Annotated in this window: 24 protein-coding genes; 17 read left to right on the top strand and 7 right to left on the bottom strand. The window is 68.4% G+C overall.

Annotated elements, in window-relative coordinates; translation table 11 throughout:
- Nucleotides 1-112 precede the first annotated feature (112 nt).
- From ACNI3K_RS09280 to ACNI3K_RS09260, 5 genes are all read left to right on the top strand, one after another.
- The gene (locus ACNI3K_RS09280) at nt 113-463 is read left to right on the top strand and encodes a hypothetical protein (protein ID WP_419391595.1); all 351 of its coding nucleotides are present in this window, start codon (nt 113-115) and stop codon (nt 461-463) included.
- On the top strand, nt 450-2,978 hold the full coding sequence (locus tag ACNI3K_RS09275) for a VanW family protein (protein WP_419391594.1): 2,529 nt from the start codon (nt 450-452) through the stop codon (nt 2,976-2,978). Before ACNI3K_RS09280 ends, ACNI3K_RS09275 begins: the two co-directional genes overlap by 14 nt.
- Before the next feature lie 106 nt (nt 2,979-3,084).
- Nucleotides 3,085-3,402, top strand: a complete 318-nt coding sequence (gene fdxA / locus ACNI3K_RS09270) for a ferredoxin (RefSeq protein WP_062135924.1) — start codon at nt 3,085-3,087, stop codon at nt 3,400-3,402.
- Between the two features lie 18 nt (nt 3,403-3,420).
- Nucleotides 3,421-4,542 carry a succinyldiaminopimelate transaminase gene (gene dapC / locus ACNI3K_RS09265; RefSeq protein WP_419391593.1) on the top strand — a complete coding sequence of 374 codons (1,122 nt, stop codon included), beginning with the start codon at nt 3,421-3,423 and terminating at the stop codon, nt 4,540-4,542.
- A 55-nt stretch (nt 4,543-4,597) separates the two neighbouring features.
- Entirely contained in the window at nt 4,598-5,887 is a 1,290-nt protein-coding gene (locus tag ACNI3K_RS09260; protein WP_419391592.1) for a citrate synthase, read from the top strand.
- Nucleotides 5,888-5,966: 79 nt separating this feature from the next.
- On the opposite strand, the gene ACNI3K_RS09255 is transcribed toward ACNI3K_RS09260, so the two are convergent.
- Both ACNI3K_RS09255 and dapD read right to left on the bottom strand, forming a co-directional pair.
- Nucleotides 5,967-6,812 carry a hypothetical protein gene (locus ACNI3K_RS09255; RefSeq protein ID WP_419391591.1) on the bottom strand — a complete coding sequence of 282 codons (846 nt, stop codon included), beginning with the start codon at nt 6,810-6,812 and terminating at the stop codon, nt 5,967-5,969.
- A 1-nt stretch (nt 6,813) separates the two neighbouring features.
- The gene (dapD, locus tag ACNI3K_RS09250) at nt 6,814-7,761 is read right to left on the bottom strand and encodes a 2,3,4,5-tetrahydropyridine-2,6-dicarboxylate N-succinyltransferase (protein ID WP_419391590.1); all 948 of its coding nucleotides are present in this window, start codon (nt 7,759-7,761) and stop codon (nt 6,814-6,816) included.
- Between the two features lie 194 nt (nt 7,762-7,955).
- Between dapD and dapE the strand changes: the two genes are divergently transcribed.
- The 3 genes from dapE to ACNI3K_RS09235 all read left to right on the top strand — a co-directional run bounded on the left by dapE (nt 7,956) and on the right by ACNI3K_RS09235 (nt 10,180).
- A complete protein-coding gene (gene dapE / locus ACNI3K_RS09245) occupies nt 7,956-9,047 on the top strand; it encodes a succinyl-diaminopimelate desuccinylase (protein WP_419391589.1) in 1,092 nt (363 codons plus the stop codon).
- 52 nt (nt 9,048-9,099) lie between these two features.
- The gene (locus tag ACNI3K_RS09240; protein WP_419391588.1) at nt 9,100-9,876 is read left to right on the top strand and encodes an LOG family protein; all 777 of its coding nucleotides are present in this window, start codon (nt 9,100-9,102) and stop codon (nt 9,874-9,876) included.
- 124 nt (nt 9,877-10,000) lie between these two features.
- The gene (locus ACNI3K_RS09235; RefSeq protein WP_062135903.1) at nt 10,001-10,180 is read left to right on the top strand and encodes a DUF3117 domain-containing protein; all 180 of its coding nucleotides are present in this window, start codon (nt 10,001-10,003) and stop codon (nt 10,178-10,180) included.
- Between the two features lie 46 nt (nt 10,181-10,226).
- Here ACNI3K_RS09235 and ACNI3K_RS09230 read toward each other — a convergent pair whose 3' ends face one another.
- Nucleotides 10,227-10,862, bottom strand: coding sequence for an O-methyltransferase (locus ACNI3K_RS09230; RefSeq protein ID WP_419391587.1), 636 nt, complete (start codon nt 10,860-10,862; stop codon nt 10,227-10,229).
- Nucleotides 10,863-10,984: 122 nt separating this feature from the next.
- Here ACNI3K_RS09230 and sigE point away from each other — a divergent pair, with 122 nt between their 5' ends.
- From sigE to ACNI3K_RS09195, 7 genes are all read left to right on the top strand, one after another.
- Nucleotides 10,985-11,593, top strand: a complete 609-nt coding sequence (gene sigE / locus ACNI3K_RS09225) for an RNA polymerase sigma factor SigE (RefSeq protein ID WP_419391639.1) — start codon at nt 10,985-10,987, stop codon at nt 11,591-11,593.
- Nucleotides 11,590-12,453: an anti-sigma factor gene (locus ACNI3K_RS09220; RefSeq protein WP_419391586.1), complete on the top strand. Its 864-nt coding sequence runs from the start codon at nt 11,590-11,592 to the stop codon at nt 12,451-12,453. Before sigE ends, ACNI3K_RS09220 begins: the two co-directional genes overlap by 4 nt.
- A 10-nt stretch (nt 12,454-12,463) precedes the next feature.
- A complete protein-coding gene (locus tag ACNI3K_RS09215; protein WP_419391585.1) occupies nt 12,464-13,876 on the top strand; it encodes a S1C family serine protease in 1,413 nt (470 codons plus the stop codon).
- 5 nt (nt 13,877-13,881) lie between these two features.
- Entirely contained in the window at nt 13,882-14,202 is a 321-nt protein-coding gene (locus ACNI3K_RS09210) for a twin-arginine translocase TatA/TatE family subunit (RefSeq protein ID WP_419391584.1), read from the top strand.
- A 193-nt stretch (nt 14,203-14,395) separates the two neighbouring features.
- Nucleotides 14,396-15,409, top strand: a complete 1,014-nt coding sequence (gene trpS / locus ACNI3K_RS09205) for a tryptophan--tRNA ligase (RefSeq protein ID WP_419391583.1) — start codon at nt 14,396-14,398, stop codon at nt 15,407-15,409.
- Nucleotides 15,410-15,413: 4 nt separating this feature from the next.
- Nucleotides 15,414-16,511: a YihY/virulence factor BrkB family protein gene (locus ACNI3K_RS09200; RefSeq protein WP_419391582.1), complete on the top strand. Its 1,098-nt coding sequence runs from the start codon at nt 15,414-15,416 to the stop codon at nt 16,509-16,511.
- A 78-nt stretch (nt 16,512-16,589) separates the two neighbouring features.
- Entirely contained in the window at nt 16,590-17,312 is a 723-nt protein-coding gene (locus ACNI3K_RS09195; RefSeq protein ID WP_419391581.1) for a DUF4190 domain-containing protein, read from the top strand.
- A 4-nt stretch (nt 17,313-17,316) separates the two neighbouring features.
- Here ACNI3K_RS09195 and ACNI3K_RS09190 read toward each other — a convergent pair whose 3' ends face one another.
- The 4 genes from ACNI3K_RS09190 to sdhC are packed head-to-tail and all read right to left on the bottom strand — an operon-like array spanning nt 17,317 to nt 20,705.
- A complete protein-coding gene (locus ACNI3K_RS09190; protein ID WP_419391580.1) occupies nt 17,317-18,093 on the bottom strand; it encodes a succinate dehydrogenase iron-sulfur subunit in 777 nt (258 codons plus the stop codon).
- A 16-nt stretch (nt 18,094-18,109) separates the two neighbouring features.
- Entirely contained in the window at nt 18,110-19,876 is a 1,767-nt protein-coding gene (gene sdhA, locus ACNI3K_RS09185; RefSeq protein WP_419391579.1) for a succinate dehydrogenase flavoprotein subunit, read from the bottom strand.
- Nucleotides 19,873-20,331, bottom strand: a complete 459-nt coding sequence (sdhD, locus tag ACNI3K_RS09180; RefSeq protein WP_419391578.1) for a succinate dehydrogenase, hydrophobic membrane anchor protein — start codon at nt 20,329-20,331, stop codon at nt 19,873-19,875. The genes sdhA and sdhD overlap by 4 nt, the downstream gene beginning before the upstream one ends.
- Complete coding sequence (gene sdhC, locus ACNI3K_RS09175; RefSeq protein WP_419391577.1) at nt 20,331-20,705, bottom strand: succinate dehydrogenase, cytochrome b556 subunit; 375 nt, start codon at nt 20,703-20,705, stop codon at nt 20,331-20,333. Before sdhC ends, sdhD begins: the two co-directional genes overlap by 1 nt.
- A 53-nt stretch (nt 20,706-20,758) precedes the next feature.
- Here sdhC and ACNI3K_RS09170 point away from each other — a divergent pair, with 53 nt between their 5' ends.
- Both ACNI3K_RS09170 and ACNI3K_RS09165 read left to right on the top strand, forming a co-directional pair.
- Nucleotides 20,759-21,847 carry a mannose-1-phosphate guanylyltransferase gene (locus ACNI3K_RS09170; RefSeq protein ID WP_419391576.1) on the top strand — a complete coding sequence of 363 codons (1,089 nt, stop codon included), beginning with the start codon at nt 20,759-20,761 and terminating at the stop codon, nt 21,845-21,847.
- A gap of 162 nt (nt 21,848-22,009) precedes the next feature.
- On the top strand, nt 22,010-23,089 hold the full coding sequence (locus ACNI3K_RS09165) for a BMP family lipoprotein (RefSeq protein ID WP_419391575.1): 1,080 nt from the start codon (nt 22,010-22,012) through the stop codon (nt 23,087-23,089).
- Nucleotides 23,090-23,135 lie beyond the last annotated feature (46 nt).

Here is a 23,135-nt window from a genome sequence, read left to right as displayed (position 1 = left end):
GCCGCCGTGGCCTCGCGCCACGGCGGTGACGGCGACCGATGCACGGGCGGCGCTCGCCACCACTGACGGCACTGCTCTGGTCTTGTCTGCGCATGCACCTATCCTGGTGAGCATGAAGGATTCCCTCGGCTATGCCGTGTTGCTCGGCGGCGGCCTCGTCACCGCGACCGTCGGCGCCGTGGCGCATCGCACCTACCCCCCGTTCGGGGTGGTGATGTGCCTGCTCATGGTGGCGCTGGGGGCCGCATTCGCGCGCACATGGCTCGCATGGCCGGGTCTCGCTCTCTTCGCGGGTGCCTGGATGGCCATGACCTTCGTGTGGGCGTTGGAAGGGCCGGGAGGTTCCGTGCTGATCGTTCAAGACCCGCTAGGCGTCGCATGGCTGGCCGGCGGCTCGATCGCGATCGTGGTGGCCGCCGTCGTCCCGTCTCGGTTGCTGGTAGGTGCGCATGGCCCGCGGTAAAGGCAAGAGCAAGGCACAGCGTCAGGTCGAGGAGGACCTGGCACGCAGCCGCCGCAACTCCGCCGCTCACCGCTCGCTGCGCCGGCGTGCTCAAAAGGGCACCGGAGCGCGGGCGGTTCCGTCCCACGAGGTCGAGCCCGCTGTCGACGAGGTCGAGAACGAGCCGTTCGACGGCGACTCAGGCGCGCGCACGTCAGGGGAGCGCTTCGCCCCGGAGGAGTCTGCGCCCGGGGACCATTCGGGCGAGGACCATTCGCGCGAGGACCCTGCAACCGACGAGTCTGCGACGGATGAGCAGGCGTACGACGATTCCGCTGCCCAGCCAAGCGCCGAGCACGCGCCCGACGACGAGCCCGAGCGCGCATCGGACCGCGTGCCCACCAGCGAGCTGTCGGCGCCCGCCTGGCTCGCCGCAAGTTCGGCCGCGACTTCCGGCTCTCCCGAGGAGACCTACGAGCCGCGCTACGATCCCCACCCCGATGAGGACGAGTCTCTTGACGACCGTCAGGATGATGACGGTGCAGCCATGAGCTCAGGCGACGATAACAGCGATGGCGATGTGGCTGCGGGCGGCACGGGCGCACCCGAGCGCACCTCCGTGTTCGCGCCCTCCTCGGAGATCCCGGTGCAGCCTTCCGACGGCGAGCCCACCGCTGTCGATTCGACACCCGTGGACGCGACGGCTGTGTACTCGTCATCTGATCACCCGGCGGAGGGCGACACCGAGGTCATGAGTCCCGTGGACGCCGAGTCCGATCCCGCCGCTGCGGGTTCGCCGCCCTGGGCCGGTTCAGCAGACGACGACGGACCGGATGAGGACTCGGAAGGTCCGCGTCGCAAGAGGCGTCGCGCCGCATGGGCGGTGCCGCTCGCGCTCGTCGGGATCGCGGTCGTCTACGTGGGCGCCCAGGCGTTGCTTTCCACGACCGTCCCCCGCGGCACCGAGATGCTGGGGATGGACATCGGATCGATGTCCGTCACCGAGGCCACCGAAGAGGTCGAGGGCGAGACCGACGTCCTCGAGAGCACCGACCTCGAGCTGCGGGCAGCCGAGCAGTCGTTCGCGGTGCCCGCCAGGGACGCGGGGCTGTCCATCGATGTGGAACGCACCCTCGACGAGGTCACCGGCTTCACCCTCGCGCCTGACCGGCTATGGGCACACATCGCGGGCGGAGGCGAGCTCTCGCCTGTGACCGAGGTCGACGAGGACTCGTTGGCTGACGCCCTGGAGACCGCAGCGGTCCAGCTCGACGGGCCGGCGCAGGACGCCGGCGTCACCTTCGCCGAGGCCGCCGTCGAGGTGGTGCCTGGCCGCGCCGCAGTGACCGTGGACCAGGAGGCCTCTGCGCAGCGCATCGTGACGGTGTGGCCCGCCGCTCAGTCCATCGACCTGGTCGCCGAGACGGAGCCGCCCGCGATCACGGACGAGGACGCCGCCGATTTCGCGAGCGAGCTCGAGACCGAGATCCTCGCCGCCCCCATCACGTTGGTGGGCGACGAGGCCGAGGCGACCATCGAACCAGCGACCATCGCCTCGATGTCCACAGTGGAGTCCGGGCCAGGTGGGCTCGAGCTCACGGTGGACGGAGGTGCGCTCGCCGACCGGATCATCGAGGACAACCCCGAGCTCACGACCGAGGGCGACAACGCCTCGGTCTCCTTCGACGACAACCAGCAGATCGTGATCGACGAGGGCTCGCCGGGCATCACGATCGACGGCGAGGCCCTCGGCGAGGCGGTCCTCTCTGCCGCCGGAAGCGCCGAGCGCATCGGCGAGCTGCCGTACACGTCCGCGGAACCCGAGGTGAGCGCCGAGGACCTCGGCCTCGCCGACTTCCAGGAGATCATCAGCTCGTTCGACACCCCGGTCACGTCGGACGCCGTGCGCACTCAGAACCTGCGCGTCGCGGCCGCCGATGTCGAGGGCGTGGTCGTCCTGCCGGGCGAGAACTTCGACCTCACGGAGGCCCTGTCCCCTATCAACGAGGAGGAGGGCTACCAGGACTCTGGCGTGATCGTGAACGGCATCCTCACCAGCGGCATGGGCGGCGGCCTGTCCCAGATGGCCACCACGGCCTACAACGCGGGTTACTTCGCGGGCTTCGAGATCCTGGACCATCGCCCTCACTCGGTGTGGTTCACCCGCTACCCCGCAGGTCGCGAGTCGACCATCTACACGGGCTCGATCAACGTCGAGTTCCGCAACAACACCCCGTATGCGGCGGTGTTCAACAGCTACGTCGCAAACGGGCGGTTGTACGTCGATGTGTGGTCGACCGAGCACTTCGAGGTCACCACGAGCGCAAGCCCGAAGACCAACATCACCGAGCCGGGCGTGAAAGAGGTCTCGAGCGCCAACTGCGCACCGAAGGGCCCCGGCCAGCCAGGATTCACGATCACGAACACCCGCACGGTGTACCTCGACGACGAACAGGTGGACCAGACCTCGAACACCTGGACCTACCAGCCCGATGACGCGATCGAGTGCGTCAGCGACGAGGGTGACGACGACTAGTCCGACTGACGCCGCCGGCCGCAACGGCAACCGTGGTGTGACGTCGGCAGGCGCTCGCGACGTTATGATGAACTGCCCGTAACAACCTCGAGTGGAGGAGACGCACGTGACGTACGTCATCGCATTGCCTTGTGTCGATGTCAAGGACAAGGCTTGCATCGACGAGTGTCCGGTCGACTGCATCTACGAGGGCGAACGAATGCTCTACATCCACCCCGACGAGTGCGTGGACTGTGGGGCGTGCGAGCCCGTCTGCCCCGTCGAGGCGATCTACTACGAGGATGACACTCCCGACAAGTGGGCGGACTACTACAACGCCAACGTCGAGTTCTTCTCCGAGATCGGCTCTCCCGGCGGTGCCGCGAAGATGGGTCTCATCGAGCACGACCACGACCTCATCAAGTCGCTCCCGCCCCAGGCGTAGAAGGCTCGCGGGCCAGCCATGGGCCTCCATCCGGGCGCGCTCCCGGACTTTCCGTGGGACTCCCTCGCTCCCTTTCGCGAGCGCGCACTAGAGCACCCTGACGGGGTCGTCGACCTGTCGGTCGGCACCCCGGTCGACCCCACGCCCGCGCTGATCCAGCGCGCGCTGGCGGGCGCCGCCAATGCACCCGGGTATCCCACCACGCACGGCACGCTCGAGTTGCGTGGCGCGGTCGTCGACTGGTTCGCGCGCACGCGGGGTGTGGCCGGTCTCGATCCGGCTGCGGTGCTGCCGACGGTGGGCTCGAAGGAACTCGTCGCCTGGCTGCCCGCGCTGCTGGGCCTGTCGACTGGCGACGTGGTCGTGCACCCGGCCGCCGCCTACCCCACCTACGCGGTGGGCGCGACCCTCGCGGGCGCATCGGCCGTCGCGACCGACGCGGTGGGGGACTGGGCGGAGCGCGACGACGTCAAGCTGGTGTGGATCAATTCGCCGTCCAATCCGACGGGCGCGGTGCTGTCTCGCGACGAGCTGCGCGACATCGTGGAGGCCGCGCGGCGCATCGGCGCGGTGGTGGCCTCGGACGAGTGCTACGCGGCGCTGCCGTGGACCGATCCCTGGGTGCAGGACGGCGTGCCGTCGGTGCTCGACCCAGAGGTGTGCGGCGGTGATCACACGGGGCTGCTGGCGCTGTATTCGCTGTCGAAGCAGAGCTCGCTCGCAGGCTACCGCGCCGCGTTCGCGGCAGGGGATCCGGCGCTGATCGCGGAACTGGTGGAGACGCGCAAGCACGCAGGGATGATCGTCCCCGCGCCCGTGCAGGCGGCGATGACGGTGGCGCTCGCGGACGACTCCCACGTGGCGACGCAGCGGGACATCTATCGCAACCGCCGCGAGCTCCTGCTTCCCGCAGTCCGGAAGGCCGGATTCGAGGTCTCAGGCTCGGCCGCGGGGCTGTATCTGTGGGCCTCGCGTGACGAGGACTGCTGGAAGACCATAGAGTGGCTCGCGGAACGCGGCATCGTCGCCGCGCCGGGCTCCTTCTACGGTGCTGCAGGAGATCGCCACGTGCGAATCGCCCTGACGGCAACGAATGAACGTGTGCGGGCCGGGGCCGACCGGCTTTCAAAAGACAGGTAAACTCGCTGTAAAGCGAACGCACAATGGCGCTGCGGCGCACGGGAGGTCCCTAGGTATGACACGAGCGGTCGATGCCCGACTTACGGTCGATGGCACCACGCGCGAGCTGCCGCTCGAGCGTTCCACGGTAGGCAATGACGGAGTGTCGGTGGCGACACTCCTGAGCGACACCGGTCTGGTCACGGTCGATCCGGGGTTCATGAACACCGCGTCTTGCGAGAGCTCGATCACGTACATCGACGGAGACCAGGGCATCCTGCGCTACCGCGGGTACCCGATCGAGCAGCTCGCGCAGAACTCGACCTTCCTCGAGGTGTCGTACCTCCTCATCCACGGCGAGCTCCCGACGGCGGACCAGCTCACCGCACTGAATGAGCGCGTCGCCCGGCACATGCACGTGCACTCGGGTATCAAGGCGTTCCTCGAGGCTTTCCCGCGTGACGCGCACCCGATGGCGGTGCTCTCGGGCGCGACCAGCGCGCTGTCGACGTTCTACCCGGAGTCCGTGGGGCGCGGGGAGCACGAGATCGAGCTCGCGACCGTCCAGCTGCTCGCGAAGACTGCCACCGTGATCGCCTACCTGCAGCGCCGCTTCACCGGCGGCGACCTGATCGAGCCCTCGCGCGACGGCACCTACGTCGACGAGTTCATGCGCATCGCGTTCTCGGGCACGGACGGCTCTCTCGACATCGACCCGACGATCCGCCGCGCGCTCGACCTGCTGCTCATCCTCCACGCGGATCACGAGCAGAACTGCTCGACCTCGACGGTACGCATCGTCGGGTCGTCGCAGGCCAACATCTATGCCTCGATCTCCGCGGGCATCGGCGCACTGTCCGGACCGCTTCATGGCGGCGCCAATGAGGCCGCGCTCGGGATGTTCGACAACATCAAGGAGTCCGGCGACACCGTCGAGCAGTTCGTGGCGAAGGTCAAGGACAAGGCCGAGGGCGCGCGTCTCATGGGCTTCGGCCACCGTGTGTACAAGTCCTACGACCCGCGCGGTGCCGTCGTGAAGGACGTCGCGAACACCGTGCTCGCGGAGCTCGGCGGCAACGACGAGACCTTCCAGATGGCGCAGCGTCTCGAAGAGATCGCGCTGTCGGACGAGTACTTCATCGAGCGCAAGCTATACCCGAACGTGGACTTCTATACGGGGCTGCTGTACTCGGCGATGGGCTTCCCTCGTCAGATGTTCACGCCGCTGTTCGCGCTGGGGCGCATGCCGGGCTGGATCGCGCACTACCGCGAGATGATGGAAGACCCGCGCACCAAGATCGGCCGCCCGCGCCAGATCTACACGGGTGAGGTCGCTCGCGACTACGCCCCGATGGATCAGCGCTGACCCGCTCCCTTCCCACGCGCCTGTAGGAAGGTTCTGTGCACGGTTCGCCGTCAGCGCTCGTCCTGCAGGAACGTCTTGTTCAGTCGGTGCGGATCGCGACGCGCGTCTCCGTACCCGACGGCAGGTCCACATCGTCGTCGCGCAGCCACCCCTGATCGTCGTTCACCGCGGCGGTGACGCCTTCGACGGCTGCGACCGCTACTGACCAGTGCCGGAAAGCGTCCGCCATGGTCGCGGAGGCCGCGGGTGCTGTCAGCACGGTGGAGCCGGCGTTGACGTCGCCCACCTGCAGCGACACGGCGGTCCCAAAGTCGGCCGCGACGCGGTCGGTGAAGGCCCGCGCGGTGGTCGCCTCCGCACCGCCCAGGTCGCAGGCGACTTCGCCTCCATGGCCGGTGAGGGCTGAGGCCCACAGCCGCCCCTCCTCCTCGTGGTCCGCGTATGCGTCCGGGAAGCCGGAGCGCTGCACCGCCTGCGCGGCCACCGTGACGTCCAGCTCACGCCAGCCCGAGATCGCCCGAAGGGCCCCGTAGAACCGGTCCGTCGCGTAGTACGGGTCGAGGATCTCCTCCACGGATCCCCACCCTTGCGACGGACGCTGCTGGAACAGCCCTACCGAGTCGCGGTCCCCGTAGTCGATGTTGCGCAGGGAGGACTCCTGGATCGCGGTCGCGACGCCTATGGTCGCGGCGCGCGCCGGCAGGCCGTGCCGGATGGAGCCGGCGACGATGATCGCGATGTTGTTCGCCTGCTCCGCGGTCTTCGTGTCGGTGCGCTCCCCGAGCGTGACGGTGCACTGGCCGGACGGGAAGACCTCGTCGCCGTACCGATCCCACAGTCCGGGGCCGAGCACGATCGCGGCCCCACTCGCGGCCACCAGCACCGCGAGCGCGGCGATACGCCCGCCACGCCCCTGCTGCGCCACGTCAGTTCGCGTGGAGCGCCGCGTTCAGCGTGACCCCTTCGCCCTGACGTGCCACCACCTCGATGGCGCCGGTCACGGAGTTGCGGCGGAACAGCAGGCCGTTGGTGCCCGCAAGCTCGCGGGCCTTGACCAGGCGTGGCTGGCCCGCATCGGTGGTCTGGCCGACGAGCAGCACCTTGGACCCGGCCGTCACGTAGAGGCCGGCCTCGACGATGCAGTCGTCGCCGAGCGGGATGCCCAGGCCCGAGTTGGCGCCGAGCAACGAGCGCTCGCCGATCGCGATGACCTCCTTGCCGCCCCCTGACAGCGTGCCCATGATCGAGGCGCCGCCGCCCACGTCCGAGCCGTCGCCCACGGTGACGCCTGCGGAGATGCGGCCCTCGACCATGGAGTGCCCGAGCGTGCCCGCGTTGAAGTTCACGAACCCCTCGTGCATGACGGTGGTGCCCTCGGCGAGATGTGCGCCCAGGCGGACCCGGTCGGCGTCGGCGATTCGCACACCGCTGGGAACCACGTAGTCGACCATGCGGGGGAACTTGTCGACGCCGTAGACAGTGAGCGTCTGTCCGGCGGCCCGGAATCTCAGCCTCACGTCCTCGAAGCCCTCGACCGCGCACGGGCCGGCGGAGGTCCACACGACGTTGTTCAGCACACCGAACAGCCCGTCGAGGTTCACGCCGTGAGGCTGTACCAGGCGGTGGGACAGCAGGTGCAGGCGCAGATACGCGTCAGTCACGCTGGCGGGGGGAACATCGAGGTCGATCTCGGCACTCACCGCGCGAACGGCGACGTCCCGCAGCGCATCCTCACGCGCGGCGTCGAGGAGCGCCTGGGGGGCCGATGCGCCCTCGGGGGCGTCTCCGAGGGCGGGGGCGGGGAACCACGTGTCGAGCACGGTTCCGCTCGCGTTGATGGTGGCCAGTCCGAATCCGTATGCGGGGCGAGTCATGTGTCCAGGGTAGTTGAGAGGGCCGAGGTCCCCGCCCGAGCGCCCCGCCTTCCGCCCCATCCACGCCCTGGAGGGACATGGGTGTCGGATTCCAGCCAGACCCGACGCTCATGTGCCTCCAGGGCGCAGTGGACGGGAGCGGGGCGCATCGGCGGGTCGGAAGGTCTCGGCACGGTGCCGGATAGGCTGGCCGCATGCCTGTCCTTGACCTGTCCGCGCCCGTCGAGGAGCTCGCGCGCCTGCTCATCGACATCCCGTCCGTGAGCGGCGGAGAGCATGCCATCGCCGATGCTGTGGAGGCGGCGCTGGGCGCGCTGCCGCACCTCACGGTCACGCGCGACGGCGACGCGCTGATCGCGCGCACCGAGACCGGCGCGGCCGAGCGCGTGCTCATCGCCGGCCACCTCGACACGGTGCCGATCAAGGACAACGTCCCCGCCCAGTGGCGCGACGACGGCGCGACGCTGTGGGGGCGCGGATCGGTCGACATGAAGGCGGGCGTGGCGGTCATGCTGTCGCTCGCCGCGGCGCTCGAGCGGCCCACGCGTGACGTCACCTGGGTGCTCTACGACCATGAAGAGGTCGAGGAGACCAAGAATGGCCTGGGGCGGCTGTCCCGGCGCCACCCGCGGCTGTTGGAGGCGGACTTCGCCGTCCTGTGCGAGCCGACCTCGGCGGCGATCGAGGGCGGCTGCAACGGCACGCTGCGCGCCGACGTCACCGTCCCGGGTGTCGCGGCGCACAGCGCTCGCGCATGGAAGGGCGTCAACGCGATTCACCGCACCGCGCCCCTGCTCGCCGCGCTGGCAGTCTACGAGCCCGCAAGCGTCGAGGTGGACGGGCTCACGTACCGCGAAGGCCTCAATGCCGTGGGTGTCCGGGGCGGCATCGCCGGCAACGTAATCCCCGACGCGAGCACCGTGACGGTCAACTACCGCTTCGCGCCCGACAAGACCCTTGCCCAGGCGCAGGCACACGTCGAAGCCTTGGTCGCATCGGCCGGTGTGGACGGTTGGACGCTCGAGTGGACGGACCTGGCCGCCGCGTGCAGGCCGGGGCTGGACGCGCCGCTGGCGCTTTCGTTCGCCGATGCGGTCGCGGGGACGGGCGCGGGCGCGCCCCGAGCGAAGGAGGGCTGGACCGATGTCGCCAGGTTCGGCGCTCTCGGCATCCCTGCGGTCAACTACGGGCCGGGTGATCCCGAACTCGCGCACGCGGACCAGGAACAGTGTCCCGTGAGCGACATCCATGCGTGCCGCGCCGGCCTGGAGGCGTGGCTGTCCTGACCGTCCTGCACATCACCGCATGCACGACTCCACAGACTCAAGGAGAGGCTCCATGAAGGCCGAATACCACAAGGGTCCCGTCATTCTGCGCGGCCGCAACGTGCCGAAGTCCTCCACCTCCAGCAGGCTGCTGAACGAGCAGGATCCGCCCGACTGGCTGCACGACGACCCATGGCGAGTGATGCGCATCCAGTCCGAGTTCGTCGAAGGATTCGGCGCGCTCGCGGAGCTCGGCCCGGCGATCTCGGTGTTCGGTTCTGCCCGCTCCAAGTCGGACTCGACCGACTACGCGCAGGGAGAGACCGCGGGTCGCCGGCTCGTCGAGGAGGGCTTCGCGGTCATCACGGGCGGCGGCCCCGGCGTGATGGAGGCTGCGAACAAGGGCGCTCACGAGGCCGGGGGAGTGTCCGTCGGCCTCGGCATCGAGCTGCCTTTCGAACAGGGCGTCAACGAGTTCGTGAACCTCGGAATCAACTTCCGGTACTTCTTCGCGCGCAAGACAATGTTCGTGAAGTACGCACAGGGGTTCATCGTCATGCCGGGGGGATTCGGAACGCTCGACGAGCTCTTCGAGTCGCTCACCTTGGTCCAGACCCGCACCGTCACACGGTTTCCGCTGGTGCTGGTCGGACACGCGTACTGGGATGGCCTCCTCGCATGGCTGCGAGACACGGCGGTCGCCGACGGCAAGATCTCGGCGACGGACCTGGACCTGCTCCACGTCACGGACGATATCGAGGAGGCGGTCAGCATCGTCGTCGATCACGCGCGCGGAGAGGGCACCGGGCCTGAGGAGCCCATCGAGGGACAGCCCGCCGAGGGGATGTAGCGCTGCCGAGGCTCACGGCGGGGGACCTCGGAGGTGGTTTGAGGGGTACCCCCGCGTCGGCGTAGAATGGTTCCCGGTACCGCGGAGCCCGCGGTTGGCGCGAGATCCCCGAGGAGAATCACATATGGCTGCGATGAAGCCCCGTACCGGCGACGGCCCCATGGAGGTCGTGAAGGAAGGCCGCGGCTATGTCATGCGCGTGCCACTCGAGGGTGGCGGTCGTCTCGTTGTCGAGATCAACGCCGACGAGGTCGCACAGCTGCGCGACGCACTGGCTGGCGCGCTCCCCGTTCCGCAGGACTAGCGCTACTCGCGCTCGACCCGCGCCGCTACGCGACTCGCACCACCGCTCACGCGGAGTGCTTGACCGCGATCAGCAGACCATCGCCGCTCGGCAGCAGCATCGGCTCGAGTGACTCGTCCTGACGGACCATCTTGAGGGTCTGGCGCACCGCCGTCGTCTCCTCGTCCCGCTGAGCGGGGTCCGGGACGCGACCGTGCCACAGCGAGTTGTCGATCGCCAGTACCCCGCCAACCTTCAGCAGCCGCAGCGACTGCTCGAGGTACTGGGGGTACTCGACCTTCCGGGCATCGATCAGCACCATGTCGTAACCGGCGTCCGTCAGGCGCGGGAGCACGTCCAGCGCGCGCCCCGTGATCAGGCGTGCGCGTGTGGGGACGAACCCGCCGGCAGCGAGGGTGCGGCGCGCGGCCTTGTGGTGCTCGGGCTCGACGTCGATGGTGGTGACCACGCCGGCGTCACCCATGCCGCGCAGGATGTAGGTGGTGGAGACTCCTGCGCCGGTGCCGATCTCGACGACGGATCGCGCCCCAGAGATTCGTGCCAGCAGTTGCAGCACACGGCCCGCACCGGGGTGCACCGGCACGCAGCCCAACTGGTCTGCCGTGTCGCGGGCCTCCAGCAGGACGGCGTCCTCGGGGACGAAGTCCTCGCAATAAGCCCAGTTCGCGGCATCCGTAGTCATGTATCGCCTCCTGAGGGCATGGTATCCGTCACATCGGGGCCCGCGCCGATGCCTCGCGGGCGCATCCGTGGGAACATAGGAGTACATGTATCCGTTGCCAGACCGTGAAAGTGGGTGAGTTGATGTCGCACGAGAAGCAAGACACGCATGCTGCGACTGTGGCGACCCCTTTCGCGCCCGAGACGGCGAACCCCGAACTCACGTGGGAGCGCATTGTCGAGGAGCACTCTGGCCGGGTCTACCGGCTGGCCTATCACCTCACCGGCAACCAGCACGACGCCGAGGACCTCACGCAGGATGTGTTTATCCGCGTGTTCAACTCGCTGTCGCAGTTCAAGCCGGGCACGTTCGAGGGCTGGCTGCACCGCATCACCACGAACCTCTTCCTGGACCGCATGCGTCGCAAGAAGCGCATTCGGTTCGACTTCATGGCTGATGACGATGTCTCCGTCCCCACCTCTCGCAGCTTCGACCGCCACGAGCGCTCGGGCCAGCCGGAGGACGCGTTCGACATGTCCCACCTCGGCGACGACATCGTCGCCGCGCTTGCCGACCTGCAGCCCGAATACCGGGCCGCCGTGGTGCTGAGCGACATCGAGGGGCTGTCATACGAGGAGATCGCCGCCACACTCGGCATCAAGATGGGTACTGTCCGCTCCCGACTGTCTCGCGCCCGTGCGAAGCTCCGTGAGTCTTTGGCTCACCGCGCGCCGGTGCGAGGTGGCGTGTGAGTGATCAGCACCTCGGCGACGACCTCCACGATCTCCTCGACAACCGGCTGAGTTCCGCGCGCTCGGCGCAGGCGATGAGCCACCTCGAGCACTGCCCCGACTGCCGCATGCGGTGGAACGACCTGCGCGAGGCTCGGGACGCGCTCAAGACGGCGTCGGCCGGCATCGACATGTCCTTCGCGCAACAGTTGCTCGACCGCGACCGCATGGCGGAGATCGCCAAGGGTGAGTCGCGTCATCAGGCACGCGCCGCGAGCGGCCGCCACCGGCAGCCGATGCTCGCCGCCATGATCATGATCGTCGCCGTGACGGCAGGGGTCGGAGCGGCGTACCTCGCGGGCGCACCCGACGAGGTCTCCCTCGAGTTCGCAGAGGGCACCGGGCCGGCTGTCCAAGCAGGGTCTGCTGGTGGGGACGTCACCTACGTCGCGGCGCAGACCATGCGCGGCGGAGACGCCCTGCGATCCTGGGTTCACCCCGACTGGGAGGCCACCGGCCTGACCCCGGTCGAGGGAGCGGTGATGCGCACTCCCGGTGGTGAGCTCGTGTTCGTGGCGACGATCCTCGCGGACCTCGAGCCTGTGGTCATCACCGAGCAGCACGGGCGGTTGTCGTCCGCGTTCGCTGAGCAATTCGACTCCCTGGACCTTGGCCACACGATGGCCTACATCGTGAGCGACGATCCACGCCAGCTGGTGTGGCAGACCGGGGACGTCGTGATCTCCGCGACGTGCTCCTGCGCGCTGTCCACGCTTGAGGCCGTCGCGGCATGCTTCCCCGCTCAGGGGGATCCTGGCTTCGTCGACCGCGTGGCCGACGGGCTGCGAGAGTTCACCGCCTTCGCGTCACTAGACAGATGAGAGAGTTTCGATGACTGACAACCGTTTCGCACCCCCCGGCTCGAGCAGCGAGGGTGAGGGTTCCGCACCCGCCGATGACCAGGCGGCACCTTCGTACGGGAGCGCGCCACGGCCCGACGACACCTCCGCCGACTCCTCGACCTCGCCGCCCGAGTCGCCCTCCGCGCAGGCCGACTCCGGCGACGCCCCCGCGCCCGCATCGGCCGACCGGTCGCCGTATGCGCCTGGCGCGGACGGCGTGATGTACACGTCGGAGCCCGCGCACGATGGCAGCGGCGACACGCCGCCTCCGGCCGCCGCTCTGCCCAAGCCGCCGGTAGGCCGTCTTCGCAAGCGCACGGTCGCTGGCGTGGTCGTCGGCGCACTCGTGATCGGCGCCGGCGCGGGGTTCGGCGGCGCGTGGGCCTATGACGAGTGGGGCACGTCCACCCCCTCGATGCAGTTGTCCTCTGGCGAGACCGTCGAGCGGCCCGCAGACTCCGTCGCGGCCGTCGCCGCATCCGTCATGCCGTCCGTCGTCTCGATCGAGGTCAGCGCAGGCGGCGCCGGCGCGGGCTCCGGTTCCGGCCTGGTGATCAGGGAGGACGGCTACATCCTCACGAACAACCACGTGGTCGAAGGCGCCGAGTCGATCAATGTCATCCTGTCCGACGGTTCCGAGCTCGACGCCGAGATCGTGGGCGCCACGGCGGACTATGACCTCGCGGTTCTCGAGGTGGACGCCGACAACATGACGCCGATGGTGTTCGCCGACTCCTCGGAGGTGCTCGTGGGTGACTCGACCATCGCCGTCGGCTCCCCGCTGGGCCTCGAGGGCACCGTGACGACAGGCATCGTGTCCGCAGTGCACCGTCCCGTCACGGCGGGCGACGCGGACAGCACCGCGTTCATCGACGCGATCCAGACCGATGCCGCGATCAACCCCGGCAACTCCGGCGGACCGCTGCTGAACTCGCAGGGCGAGGTCATCGGCATCAACTCCGCGATCGCCGCGCTGCCGAGCACCGGCGGCACGTCAGGCTCTGTGGGCCTCGGCTTCGCGATCCCGTCCAATCAGGCGCAGCGCACCGCCGAGCAACTGATCGAGACCGGGGTCGCGACCTACCCCGTGATCGGCGTCCAGCTCGACCAGCGCTACAGCGGTGAGGGAGTCCAGGTCGTGGACGACGAGTTCGGCGTGGTCGAGGGCGGACCCGCGGCCAACGCCGGAGTCGAGCCGGGAGATGTCATCACGGCGATCGACGGCAGGCCCATCACCCAGGTCGACGAGCTCGTGGTGCAGATCCGCGCCAAGGCCGTAGGCGAGGACGTGACGCTCACCGTCCAGCGCGATGGCTCGGAGGAGGAGATCGTCGTCACGCTCGACTCGAGCTCCTCGGTCGAGTACGAGACTGGCGAAGAGGAGCCCGAGCCGGAAGACTAGGACGCATGTTCGGCATCAACGGCGGCGAGCTGCTTGTCCTGATTCTGATCGCCATCGTGGTGGTCGGGCCCGAACGTATGCCCGAGTACGCCCGGCAACTGCGCGAGTGGGTGCTGGGCGTGCGGGCAGCGGTCGACAAGGGACGGGCGCAGCTCAAGGCGGAGGTGGGCGACGACGTCGACTGGGAGAAGCTCGATCCCCGCCAGTACGACCCACGACGCATCGTGCGGGAGGCGCTCTACGAGCCCGCACCGACCGCCGCGCCCGTGCGGTCCGCTCCGGAGGCGACGGGCCAGCCGGCCCCGTTCGACGCTGACGCCACCTGATACCTCTGGCCTTCGCTGCGGACCCTCTGGAACAATCTGAGGGCGACACGCTGGAGCGCGCGTGGGAATCGGTAGGAGTCGCAGGCGTGCCGGCGGGCACGATGTTCGAGACGGTCCGGCGTTGGGCACAGGGCATACGGCCGATGCCGGGGCCGGGTTCGGCGCGGCTGCGGACTTGCGGAACAATGGGCGCATGAAGCCCCGCGTATTCTCGGCGATGCAGCCCACCTCCGACTCCCTGCAGCTCGGCAACTACCTGGGCGCATTGGTGCAATGGGTGAAGCTGCAGGACACCCACGACGCGATCTACGGCGTGGTGGACCTGCACGCGCTCACCGTGGCGCCCGAGCCCGCGACTCTGCGCGAGCGTACCCGTCGCACCGCCGCGCAGTTCCTCGCGGCAGGCGTCGACCCGACCCGGTCGCTCGTGTTCGTCCAGTCCCACGTGCCGGAGCACGCGGAGCTCGCGTGGCTGCTGAGCACGTTCACCGGCTTCGGCGAGGCCGGCCGCATGACGCAGTTCAAGGACAAGTCCGCGAAGGCGGGCGAGACGGGGACCAACGTCGGCCTGTTCACCTACCCGGTGCTGATGGCTGCGGACATCCTGCTGTACGACACCAACGTGGTGCCGGTCGGCGAGGACCAACGTCAGCACCTTGAGCTCTCGCGCGACCTCGCGCAGCGGCTCAACACGCGCTTCGGCGAGGGCACAGTGGTGGTCCCCGAGCCGCACATCGTCAAGGAGACCGCGAAGATCTACGACCTCCAGGAGCCCACCAAGAAGATGTCCAAGTCGGCCTCGAGCCCCAAGGGCCTGATCGAGGTGCTCGACGATCCCAAGAAAGTAGCGAAGAACATCAGGTCAGCCGTGACCGATACCGGTTCCGTGATCTCCTTTGACCGCGAGGCCAAGCCGGGAGTGTCCAACCTGCTGACCATCTATTCGGCGATCGACGGGCGCAGCGTGGAGCAGCTCGTCGCGGACTACGAGGGCAAGATGTACGGCCACCTCAAGGTCGATCTCGCGGACGCCGTGGTCGAGTTCCTCACGCCCTTCCACGACTCCGCCATGGAATGGATCGAGTCCCCCGACAGGTTGGACGGAGTACTGGAGGACGGCGCCGCGCGGGCCACGGCCATCGCGCGCCCCACCCTCGAGCGGCTGTACGACAAGGTGGGCCTGCTGGCCCCGATGCACGGGAGGTAGGCGGATGGCGGAACGTGAGGACCCGAGCACACCGGTCTCGAACGATCCTCACCGTTACGCGGCGGACTCCGCCTTCCAGCACACGACCGTCTACCGGCGAGAGCAGGACCGGCTCGAGGCCAAGAACGCGAGCCTGCTGGTCAAGGCGAAGGTGGCGGGCAAACGCGCCGCATCGTTGAAGGAGCGGTTCGACCACACTCACGCCGGGCGCATGCTCGAGCGCGTCAACGACGGCAACGGAATGATCCTGGCTGGCGGTATCGCGTACTTCTCGATCACCTCCATCGCCGCCGCGCTGGTGATCGGCGTCACCCTGGCGAGCTACTTCATCACCCGCAACTCCGAGTGGAACGAGAGGTTCTACTCGTTCCTCGACGAGACGGTACCGGGGATCGTCGGTGAGGGAGACAACGACCTCGTGAACCCGTCGACACTTGAGCCGCAGAGCATCTCTGGCGTTGTTGGTCTCGTGAGCTTTCTCGTGCTGTTCAACACCGCTACCCGGTACCTGCGCGGCATGCGCGTGGGCGTGCGTGTCATGCTCGGCAAGGAAGCCGCCCCGCCCGCGCAGGGCAAGCTGCGGGACTTCATCGCACTGTTCTCGCTCATCATCGTCGTGGTGCTGGGACTCGTGCTGCAGGTGATCGCCTCCCAGTTCGCGGAGGTGATGGCGGGATGGTTCTCGGTCGAGTGGGTCTCCGAGGGCATCATCCGGGGACCAGCGATCGCTATTGGCGTGCTGCTCGACATGGCGTTCGCCGCGCTCGCGATCGTGGTGCTCGGGCGCTACAAGGGACCGCGCGGTCCCCTGCTATGGGCGCTGTTTGCGGCCGCCGTCGCGATCGGCATCCTGCGCCAGGCGTTCTCCCTTGTCGTCGGCGCACTGAGTGAGAACGCGGTGCTCGGCTCGGCCATCGCGATCGTGTCGCTGCTGATCTTCGTGGACTTCATCGCGCGTATCCTGCTGCTGACCTCGGCGTGGCTGGGCGCCAACCGTGACGTCCAGCGCGTGGACCCGGAAATCGAATCCGACGCCCCTGAGGAGCAGCCGCGCCGGAGCAGTGGCGTCACCACGAGCAAGTCGACGGTACGTCCCGGCTAGAGCAGATGCGCTAGCGTCCTCTCAGAGCGCATCGCGAGGGCTTGTCCCTCCCTCGGCGCACCGACGAGAGGACGTCCCGTGACTACCCGCGACCCATTTGAGCGACCGAGTTCGCAGCCCGACGCGTGGAGCCCGGACGCCGCCTCGACCGAGCAGGCCGGCTATGCGCCGCCAGGCCCTCAGGCGCCCGCGCCGCAGCAGCCCGCTCCCGGGTTCTCCGCCGGAGCGCCTGCGAGTCCGCCGGTGCCGTACGGCAACCCGTCACCGCCGCCATACGGCAACCCGTCACCGCCGCCATACGGCCAGATGCCGCCGGTGACTGGCCCGCAGTCGCCTTCACCGACGTCCACCGACGGGGTCTCGATCGCCGCGCTCGTCACCGGAATCCTGGGGATGGGGCCGGTCGCGGTCGCGCTGGGAGCGGTGGGCCTGCGGCGCACGGGGGCGGGTCAGCGCAAGGGAACCTGGATGGCGGTCATCGGGCTGGTGCTCGGGGTCCTGGTCACCATCGCGGTCACAGCCGCGCTCACCTGGGGTATCGCGTGGACGGCGTTCGAGGCCGACTCCGCAGCGGCGGAGTCAGAGCAGGCGGGTTCCGAGTACGCCGAAGGCAGCGCGTACGGAGATGACCCGGCGCTCGATGCGCTCTGGGATGACTGCGCGGCCGGCGACAACACTGCGTGCGACGACCTCTACTCGGAGTCACCCTTGGGCTCGGAGTACGAGGAGTTCGGGGACTCGTGCGGCGAGCGCGGCCGGCCCTTCCTGCAGACCTGGTGCGAAGAGGGCCGGACCTGGTAGCGGGTCAGACCTCGCCTGAGGTCAGCGCCTTCTTCACCTCGGAGATGGCCTTGGTGACCTCGATGCCGCGCGGGCACGCCTCGGTGCAGTTGAACGCGGTGCGGCACTTCCACACGCCGGCCTTGTCGTTCAGCACCTCGAGCCGGTCCCACTCGCCCTCGTCGCGCGAGTCGAAGATGAACCGGTGGGCACCCACGATGGCCTGCGGGCCAAAGTACTGACCGTCCGTCCAGAACACCGGGCACGCCGTCGTGCAGGCGGCGCACATGATGCACTTGGTCGTGTCATCGAACCGCTCGCGCTCCTCGGGTGACTGCAGGCGCTCGCGCTCCGGCGTGGGCCCCGTGGTCATCAGGAACGGCATGATTTCCCGGTAGGAGGCGAAGAACGGCTCCATGTCCACGATCAGGTCCTTCTCAACCGGCAGCCCCTTGATGGGCTCCACGGTGATGGGACGCGAGGGGTTCAAGTCCTTGAGCAGCGTCTTGCACGCGAGCCGGTTCTTGGCGTTGATCCGCATCGCGTCGGAGCCGCACACGCCGTGCGCGCACGAGCGACGGAAGGCGAGCGTGCCGTCCTGATCCCACTTGATGGTGTGCAGGGCGTCAAGGACGCGGTCGGTGCCGAGCGCCTCGACCGTGAACTCCTCCCAGTACTCGGCGCCGGCCTCGCGGCCGTCCATACCCTCGGGGTCGTAGCGCAGGATCTTGAGCGTGACCGTGAACGTGGGGACGGCGCCGACCTCCTGGGTCGATTCGGTCTTCTCGGCAGTGGCAGTCATCGGTGCGCCTCCCGGCTCAGTACTTACGTTCCATCGGCTGGTACTTGGTGATCACGACGGGCTTCCACTGAAGGTCGATCCCGTCGGGACGCGCGTACGCCATGGTGTGGTGGAGGTAGTTCTCGTCGTCCCGGGTGGGAAAGTCCTCGCGGTAATGGCCGCCGCGGCTCTCTTTGCGACCGTCCGCTCCCGCGATGACGACCTCGGCCAGCTCGAGCAGGAAGCCGAGCTCGACGGCCTCCAGCAGGTCGGTGTTGAAGCGCTGACCGCGGTCGTGGATGGCGATCGACTTGTAGCGCTCCTTGAGTTGCTGGACGAGCTCCTTGGCCTCAGCGAGGGACTCGGAGGTACGGAACACCTGGACGTTCATGTCCATGGTCTCCTGCAGCTCCTTGCGGATCTGTGCCACGCGCTCGGTGCCGTCGCCGCCCACCGTCTCGCGCAACTGGGCGACGAGCGCCGTCACCCGTGCTGCCGCATCGGCCGGAAGCTCCGGTGCCGTCGCCGTGAGCGCGTACTCGGCCGCGGCGATGCCGGCCCGCTTGCCGAACACGTTGATGTCCAGCAGGGAGTTGGTGCCCAGGCGGTTGGCGCCGTGGACGGACACGCACGCGACCTCGCCGGCCGCGTACAGACCCTTGACGACGTCGTTGTTGTTGCGCAGCACCTCGGCGTTGACGTTGGTGGGGATGCCGCCCATCGCGTAGTGCGCGGTGGGGAACACCGGCACAGGCTCCGTGTACGGCTCGACGCCCAGGTAGGTGCGAGCGAACTCGGTGATATCCGGCAGCTTCTCGTCGATGTGCTTGGGCTCGAGGTGGGTGAGGTCGAGCAGCACGTAGTCCTTATTGGGCCCGGCCCCGCGACCCTCGCGCACCTCGTTCGCCATCGCCCGCGCGACCATGTCGCGAGGCGCGAGGTCCTTGATGGTGGGCGCGTAGCGCTCCATGAAGCGCTCGCCGTCGGCATTGCGGAGGATTCCGCCCTCGCCGCGCGCCGCTTCGGACAGCAGGATGCCCAGGCCCGCGAGACCTGTCGGATGGAACTGGAAGAACTCCATGTCCTCCAGCGGAATCCCGGCGCGCAGCGCGATGCCCATGCCGTCCCCGGTGAGCGTGTGTGCGTTAGAGGTGGTCTTGTAGACCTTGCCCGCGCCGCCGGTGGCGAACACCACGGACTTGGCGCGGAAGGTGTGGATCTCGCCGGTCGAGAGCTCGTAGGCCACGACCCCGGCCACGGCGACCTCTTCGCCGTCTGCGGCGGTCTGCGGGTCGGCGTCCAGGATCATGTCCAGCACGTAGAACTCGTTGAAGAACTCGACCTCCTGCTTGATGCACTGTTGATACAGCGTCTGCAGGATCATGTGGCCGGTGCGGTCCGCGGCGTAGCAGGAGCGGCGAACGGCGGCCTCGCCATGGTTGCGAGTGTGGCCGCCGAACCGGCGCTGGTCGACCGTGCCCGCAGTGGTGCGGTTGAACGGCAGCCCCATCTTCTCGAGGTCCAGGACCGCGTCGATGGCCTCGTTGCAGAGGATCTCGGCGGCATCCTGGTCGACCAGGTAGTCGCCGCCCTTGATCGTGTCGAACGTGTGCCACTCGGCGTTGTCGTCCTCGACGTTGGCGAGCGCCGCAGCCATGCCCCCCTGCGCCGCACCGGTGTGGGAGCGCGTGGGGTAGAGCTTGGTGAGCACCGCAGTGCGGGCGCGCTGCGAGCTCTCGAGAGCCGCGCGCATGCCGGCGCCACCGGCGCCGACGATCACGACGTCGTATTCGTGGTCGGTCATCGGACATCCTCACAGAAGGTCGGGACTTCGGGCAGCAGTTCGCCGGCGGCGTCCACGGGGCAGGCGTCGAAGGTCCAGATCACGAGCGAACCGAGCACGATGATCACCACCATCGAGATGTTGAGGGCCCACTGCAGCATGTGGCGCAGGAACGGGCGGCGGGCGTAGTCGTTGACGATCATCCGCATGCCGTTGGTGCCGTGCACCATCGCGAGCACCAGCATGGTGAAGTCCCACCACTGCCACAGCGGCGAGGCCCACTTGCCGGCCACGAACGCGAAGTCGATCTGGTTCACGCCGTCGCCGGTCATCAGGTTGACGAACAGGTGGGTGAAGATCAGCACGATGAGGATCACGCCGGAGACGCGCTGGAACATCCAGCCCCACTTCTCCGCGTTGCCGACGGTGCGTCGGTTCATGGGCTTCTTGGGCGCCTTGAGCTCCGGGGCAGTCATCACGCACCCCCGAACACGAAGCCGAAGTGGCGCGGCAGGAATGCCGCCATCATCACGGCGAAGATGCCCCACACGACCCACACGAGCATGCGCTGGTGGCGCAGCGCCCAGGTCCAGCGGTCGACGGCGATGATGCGCAGGCCATTGAAGGCGTGCAGCACGATCGCGGCCACGAGTCCGGCCTCGATGAGGCCGTAGATGGGCGTCTTGTAGGCGCCGATGACCTCGTTGTAGGCCTCGGGCGAGACGCGCACGAGCGAAGTGTCGAGCACGTGGATCAGCAGGAAGAAGAAGATCGCAACACCCGTTGTACGGTGCACGAGCCACATCCACATGCCTTCTCGGCCGCGATAAAGAGTGGGCGCGGGGGACACGGCTTCTCCTTTGAGTGGCGATGGTCCGGTGCAGACATTCTAAGGTGGTCACCATGATGCTCGGTGCCAGCCTGGACAGTCTCGTTCCCGACCTCGTCTGCGTGGTCCCGGCCGGCGGGGTGGGGTCGCGGCTGTGGCCGCTGTCCAAGCCCGAGCGGCCCAAGTTCCTCATCGACCTGCTTGGCACGGGGTCGACTCTGATCCAGGACACGGTCGCGCGGCTGACGCCGCTCAGCGAGTCCGTGTACATCGTCACGGGCCAGCGCCACGCCGATGCGGTCGCTGAGCAGCTTCCAGGCGTGCCAGCCGAGCGCATCCTCGCCGAGCCGAGCCCCCGCGACTCGATGGCGGCGATCGCGCTCGCGGCGGCGCTCATCGAGGAGCGCGAGGGCGAGCGCATCATGGGCTCGTTCGCCGCGGACCATGTGATCCCCGCTGGGGATGTGTTTCGTGCCACGGTGCGCACGGCCGTCGAAGCAGCGCGCACGGGCAAGCTCGTCACCATCGGCATCGAGCCCACGGAGCCGTCCACGGCGTTCGGCTACGTGCGGGCCGGCGCCCCGCTACCCGATGCGCCGGGAGCCTTCGCGGTGGACGCCTTCACCGAGAAGCCAGATGCGGACACGGCCGCGCAGTTCATCGCGGAGGGCGGGTCCTCGTGGAACGCGGGCATGTTCGTGGTGTCCACGTCGGTACTGCTGGGGCACCTCGCGCGGCTGCAGCCCACGCTCGAGTCCGGCGTGCGCGAGATTGCCGCAGCGTGGGACGGCCCCTCGCGGGCCGAGGTGTTGGACCGCGTGTGGCCCACGCTCACCCGTATCGCGATCGATCACGCAATCGCCGAGCCGGTCGCCGCCGAGGGCGGCGTCGCAATGGTGCCCGGGCCGTTCCGCTGGCACGACGTGGGTGACTTCGCCACCCTCGCCGAACTGCTGACACCCGGGGAGGATGGCGCCCTCCGCATCGGCCGCTCCGAGGCTGTGTCGTTGGTGGGGTCCGAAGGCACGTTGCTGGTTGGCGGCTCCAAGCCCATCGCCGTGGTGGGGATACCCGATGCGGTGGTGGTGGAGACAGACGACGCGATCCTCGTGACCCGGCGCGAGGCGGCGCAGCGGGTGAAGGACGTCGCGTTCCAGGGCTGACGCGGCACGCTCGAACCCGGCGTCGCTCCGGCTATCGATACCGATTCGTTGTCGTGTCGCAACACTTCGCATCGGTTTGCGAAACAATTGGTGCGTAGCATAGAGGGCAACGCACCAGCCTGGCGTACCTAAACAGGCACGAACGACCCAAGGAACTCACACATGAAGAACACGATCCGCTTCGGCGCCGTTGCGGCTGCCTCGGCTCTCGTCCTGGCCGCGTGCGCATCCGCGCCCGAGGACGAGCCCACCTCGTCCGAGACCGCTGGCTCCACGACCTCCGCTGAGGCCCCCGCCGAGACCGTCGACTACAAGGCCTGCATGGTCTCCGACCAGGGTGGCTTCGACGACGCCTCGTTCAACGAGTCCGCTTACAACGGACTGGTCCGCGCGAGCGAAGAGCTCGGCATCGAGATCGCCGAGGCCGAGTCGACGTCAGAGAGCGACTTCGGACCCAACCTCGACGCTCAGGTTGCTGCTGGCTGCGACCTGATCATCACGGTCGGCTTCCTGCTCGGCGACGCGACGGCCGCTGCCGCCGCCGCCAACCCCGACGTGAACTTCGCGATCGTGGACTTCGGCTACGAGGAGCCCATCGAGAACATCAAGCCGATGTTCTTCGAGACCGACGAGGCGGCGTTCCTCGCCGGCTACGCGGCCGCAGCCGCCTCCGAGACGGGCACGATCGCCACCTTCGGCGGCGTGAACATCCCCACCGTGTCGATCTTCATGGACGGCTACCTCGCAGGTGCCAACTACTACAACGAGCAGACCGGCAGCGACGTCACGGTGCTCGGCTGGGACGGCGCCGAGGGCTCGTTCTCGGGTGACTTCGAGGACCAGACGCAGGGTCAGAACATCACGCAGGGCTTCCTCGACCAGGGCGCCGACATCGTCATGCCGGTCGCGGGTCCCGTGGGCCTGGGTGCGGCTTCCGCGATCCAGTCCGCTGGTGACGCGTGGCTGGTCGGCGTGGACTCCGACTGGACCGAGTCCGCTCCCGAGTACTCCGACATCGTCTTCACGTCGGTGCTGAAGCAGATCTCGAACGCTGTTTTCGACACCATCGAAACCTCGATCGACGGCTTCACCAACGAGCCTTACGTAGGCACGCTGGAGAACGAGGGCGTGGGCGTGGCCGAGTTCGCAGAGGGCACCATCGACGATGAGACCCTCAGCGCAATCGAGGACATTCGCGCAGGCATCATCGCTGGCGACATCGCGGCCGGGACGGCTGGCTAGCAGGAAACCTAGGGGCGCGAGCCTCTGAACAAGGGCGAGGGGCGTG

It is taken from the genome of Demequina ureilytica (genome assembly GCF_048553575.1).
In the GTDB taxonomy this organism is placed as follows: domain Bacteria; phylum Actinomycetota; class Actinomycetes; order Actinomycetales; family Demequinaceae; genus Demequina.
Note: the sequence above shows the minus strand (reverse complement) of the source record. Positions and strands in the feature narration are given on the sequence as shown.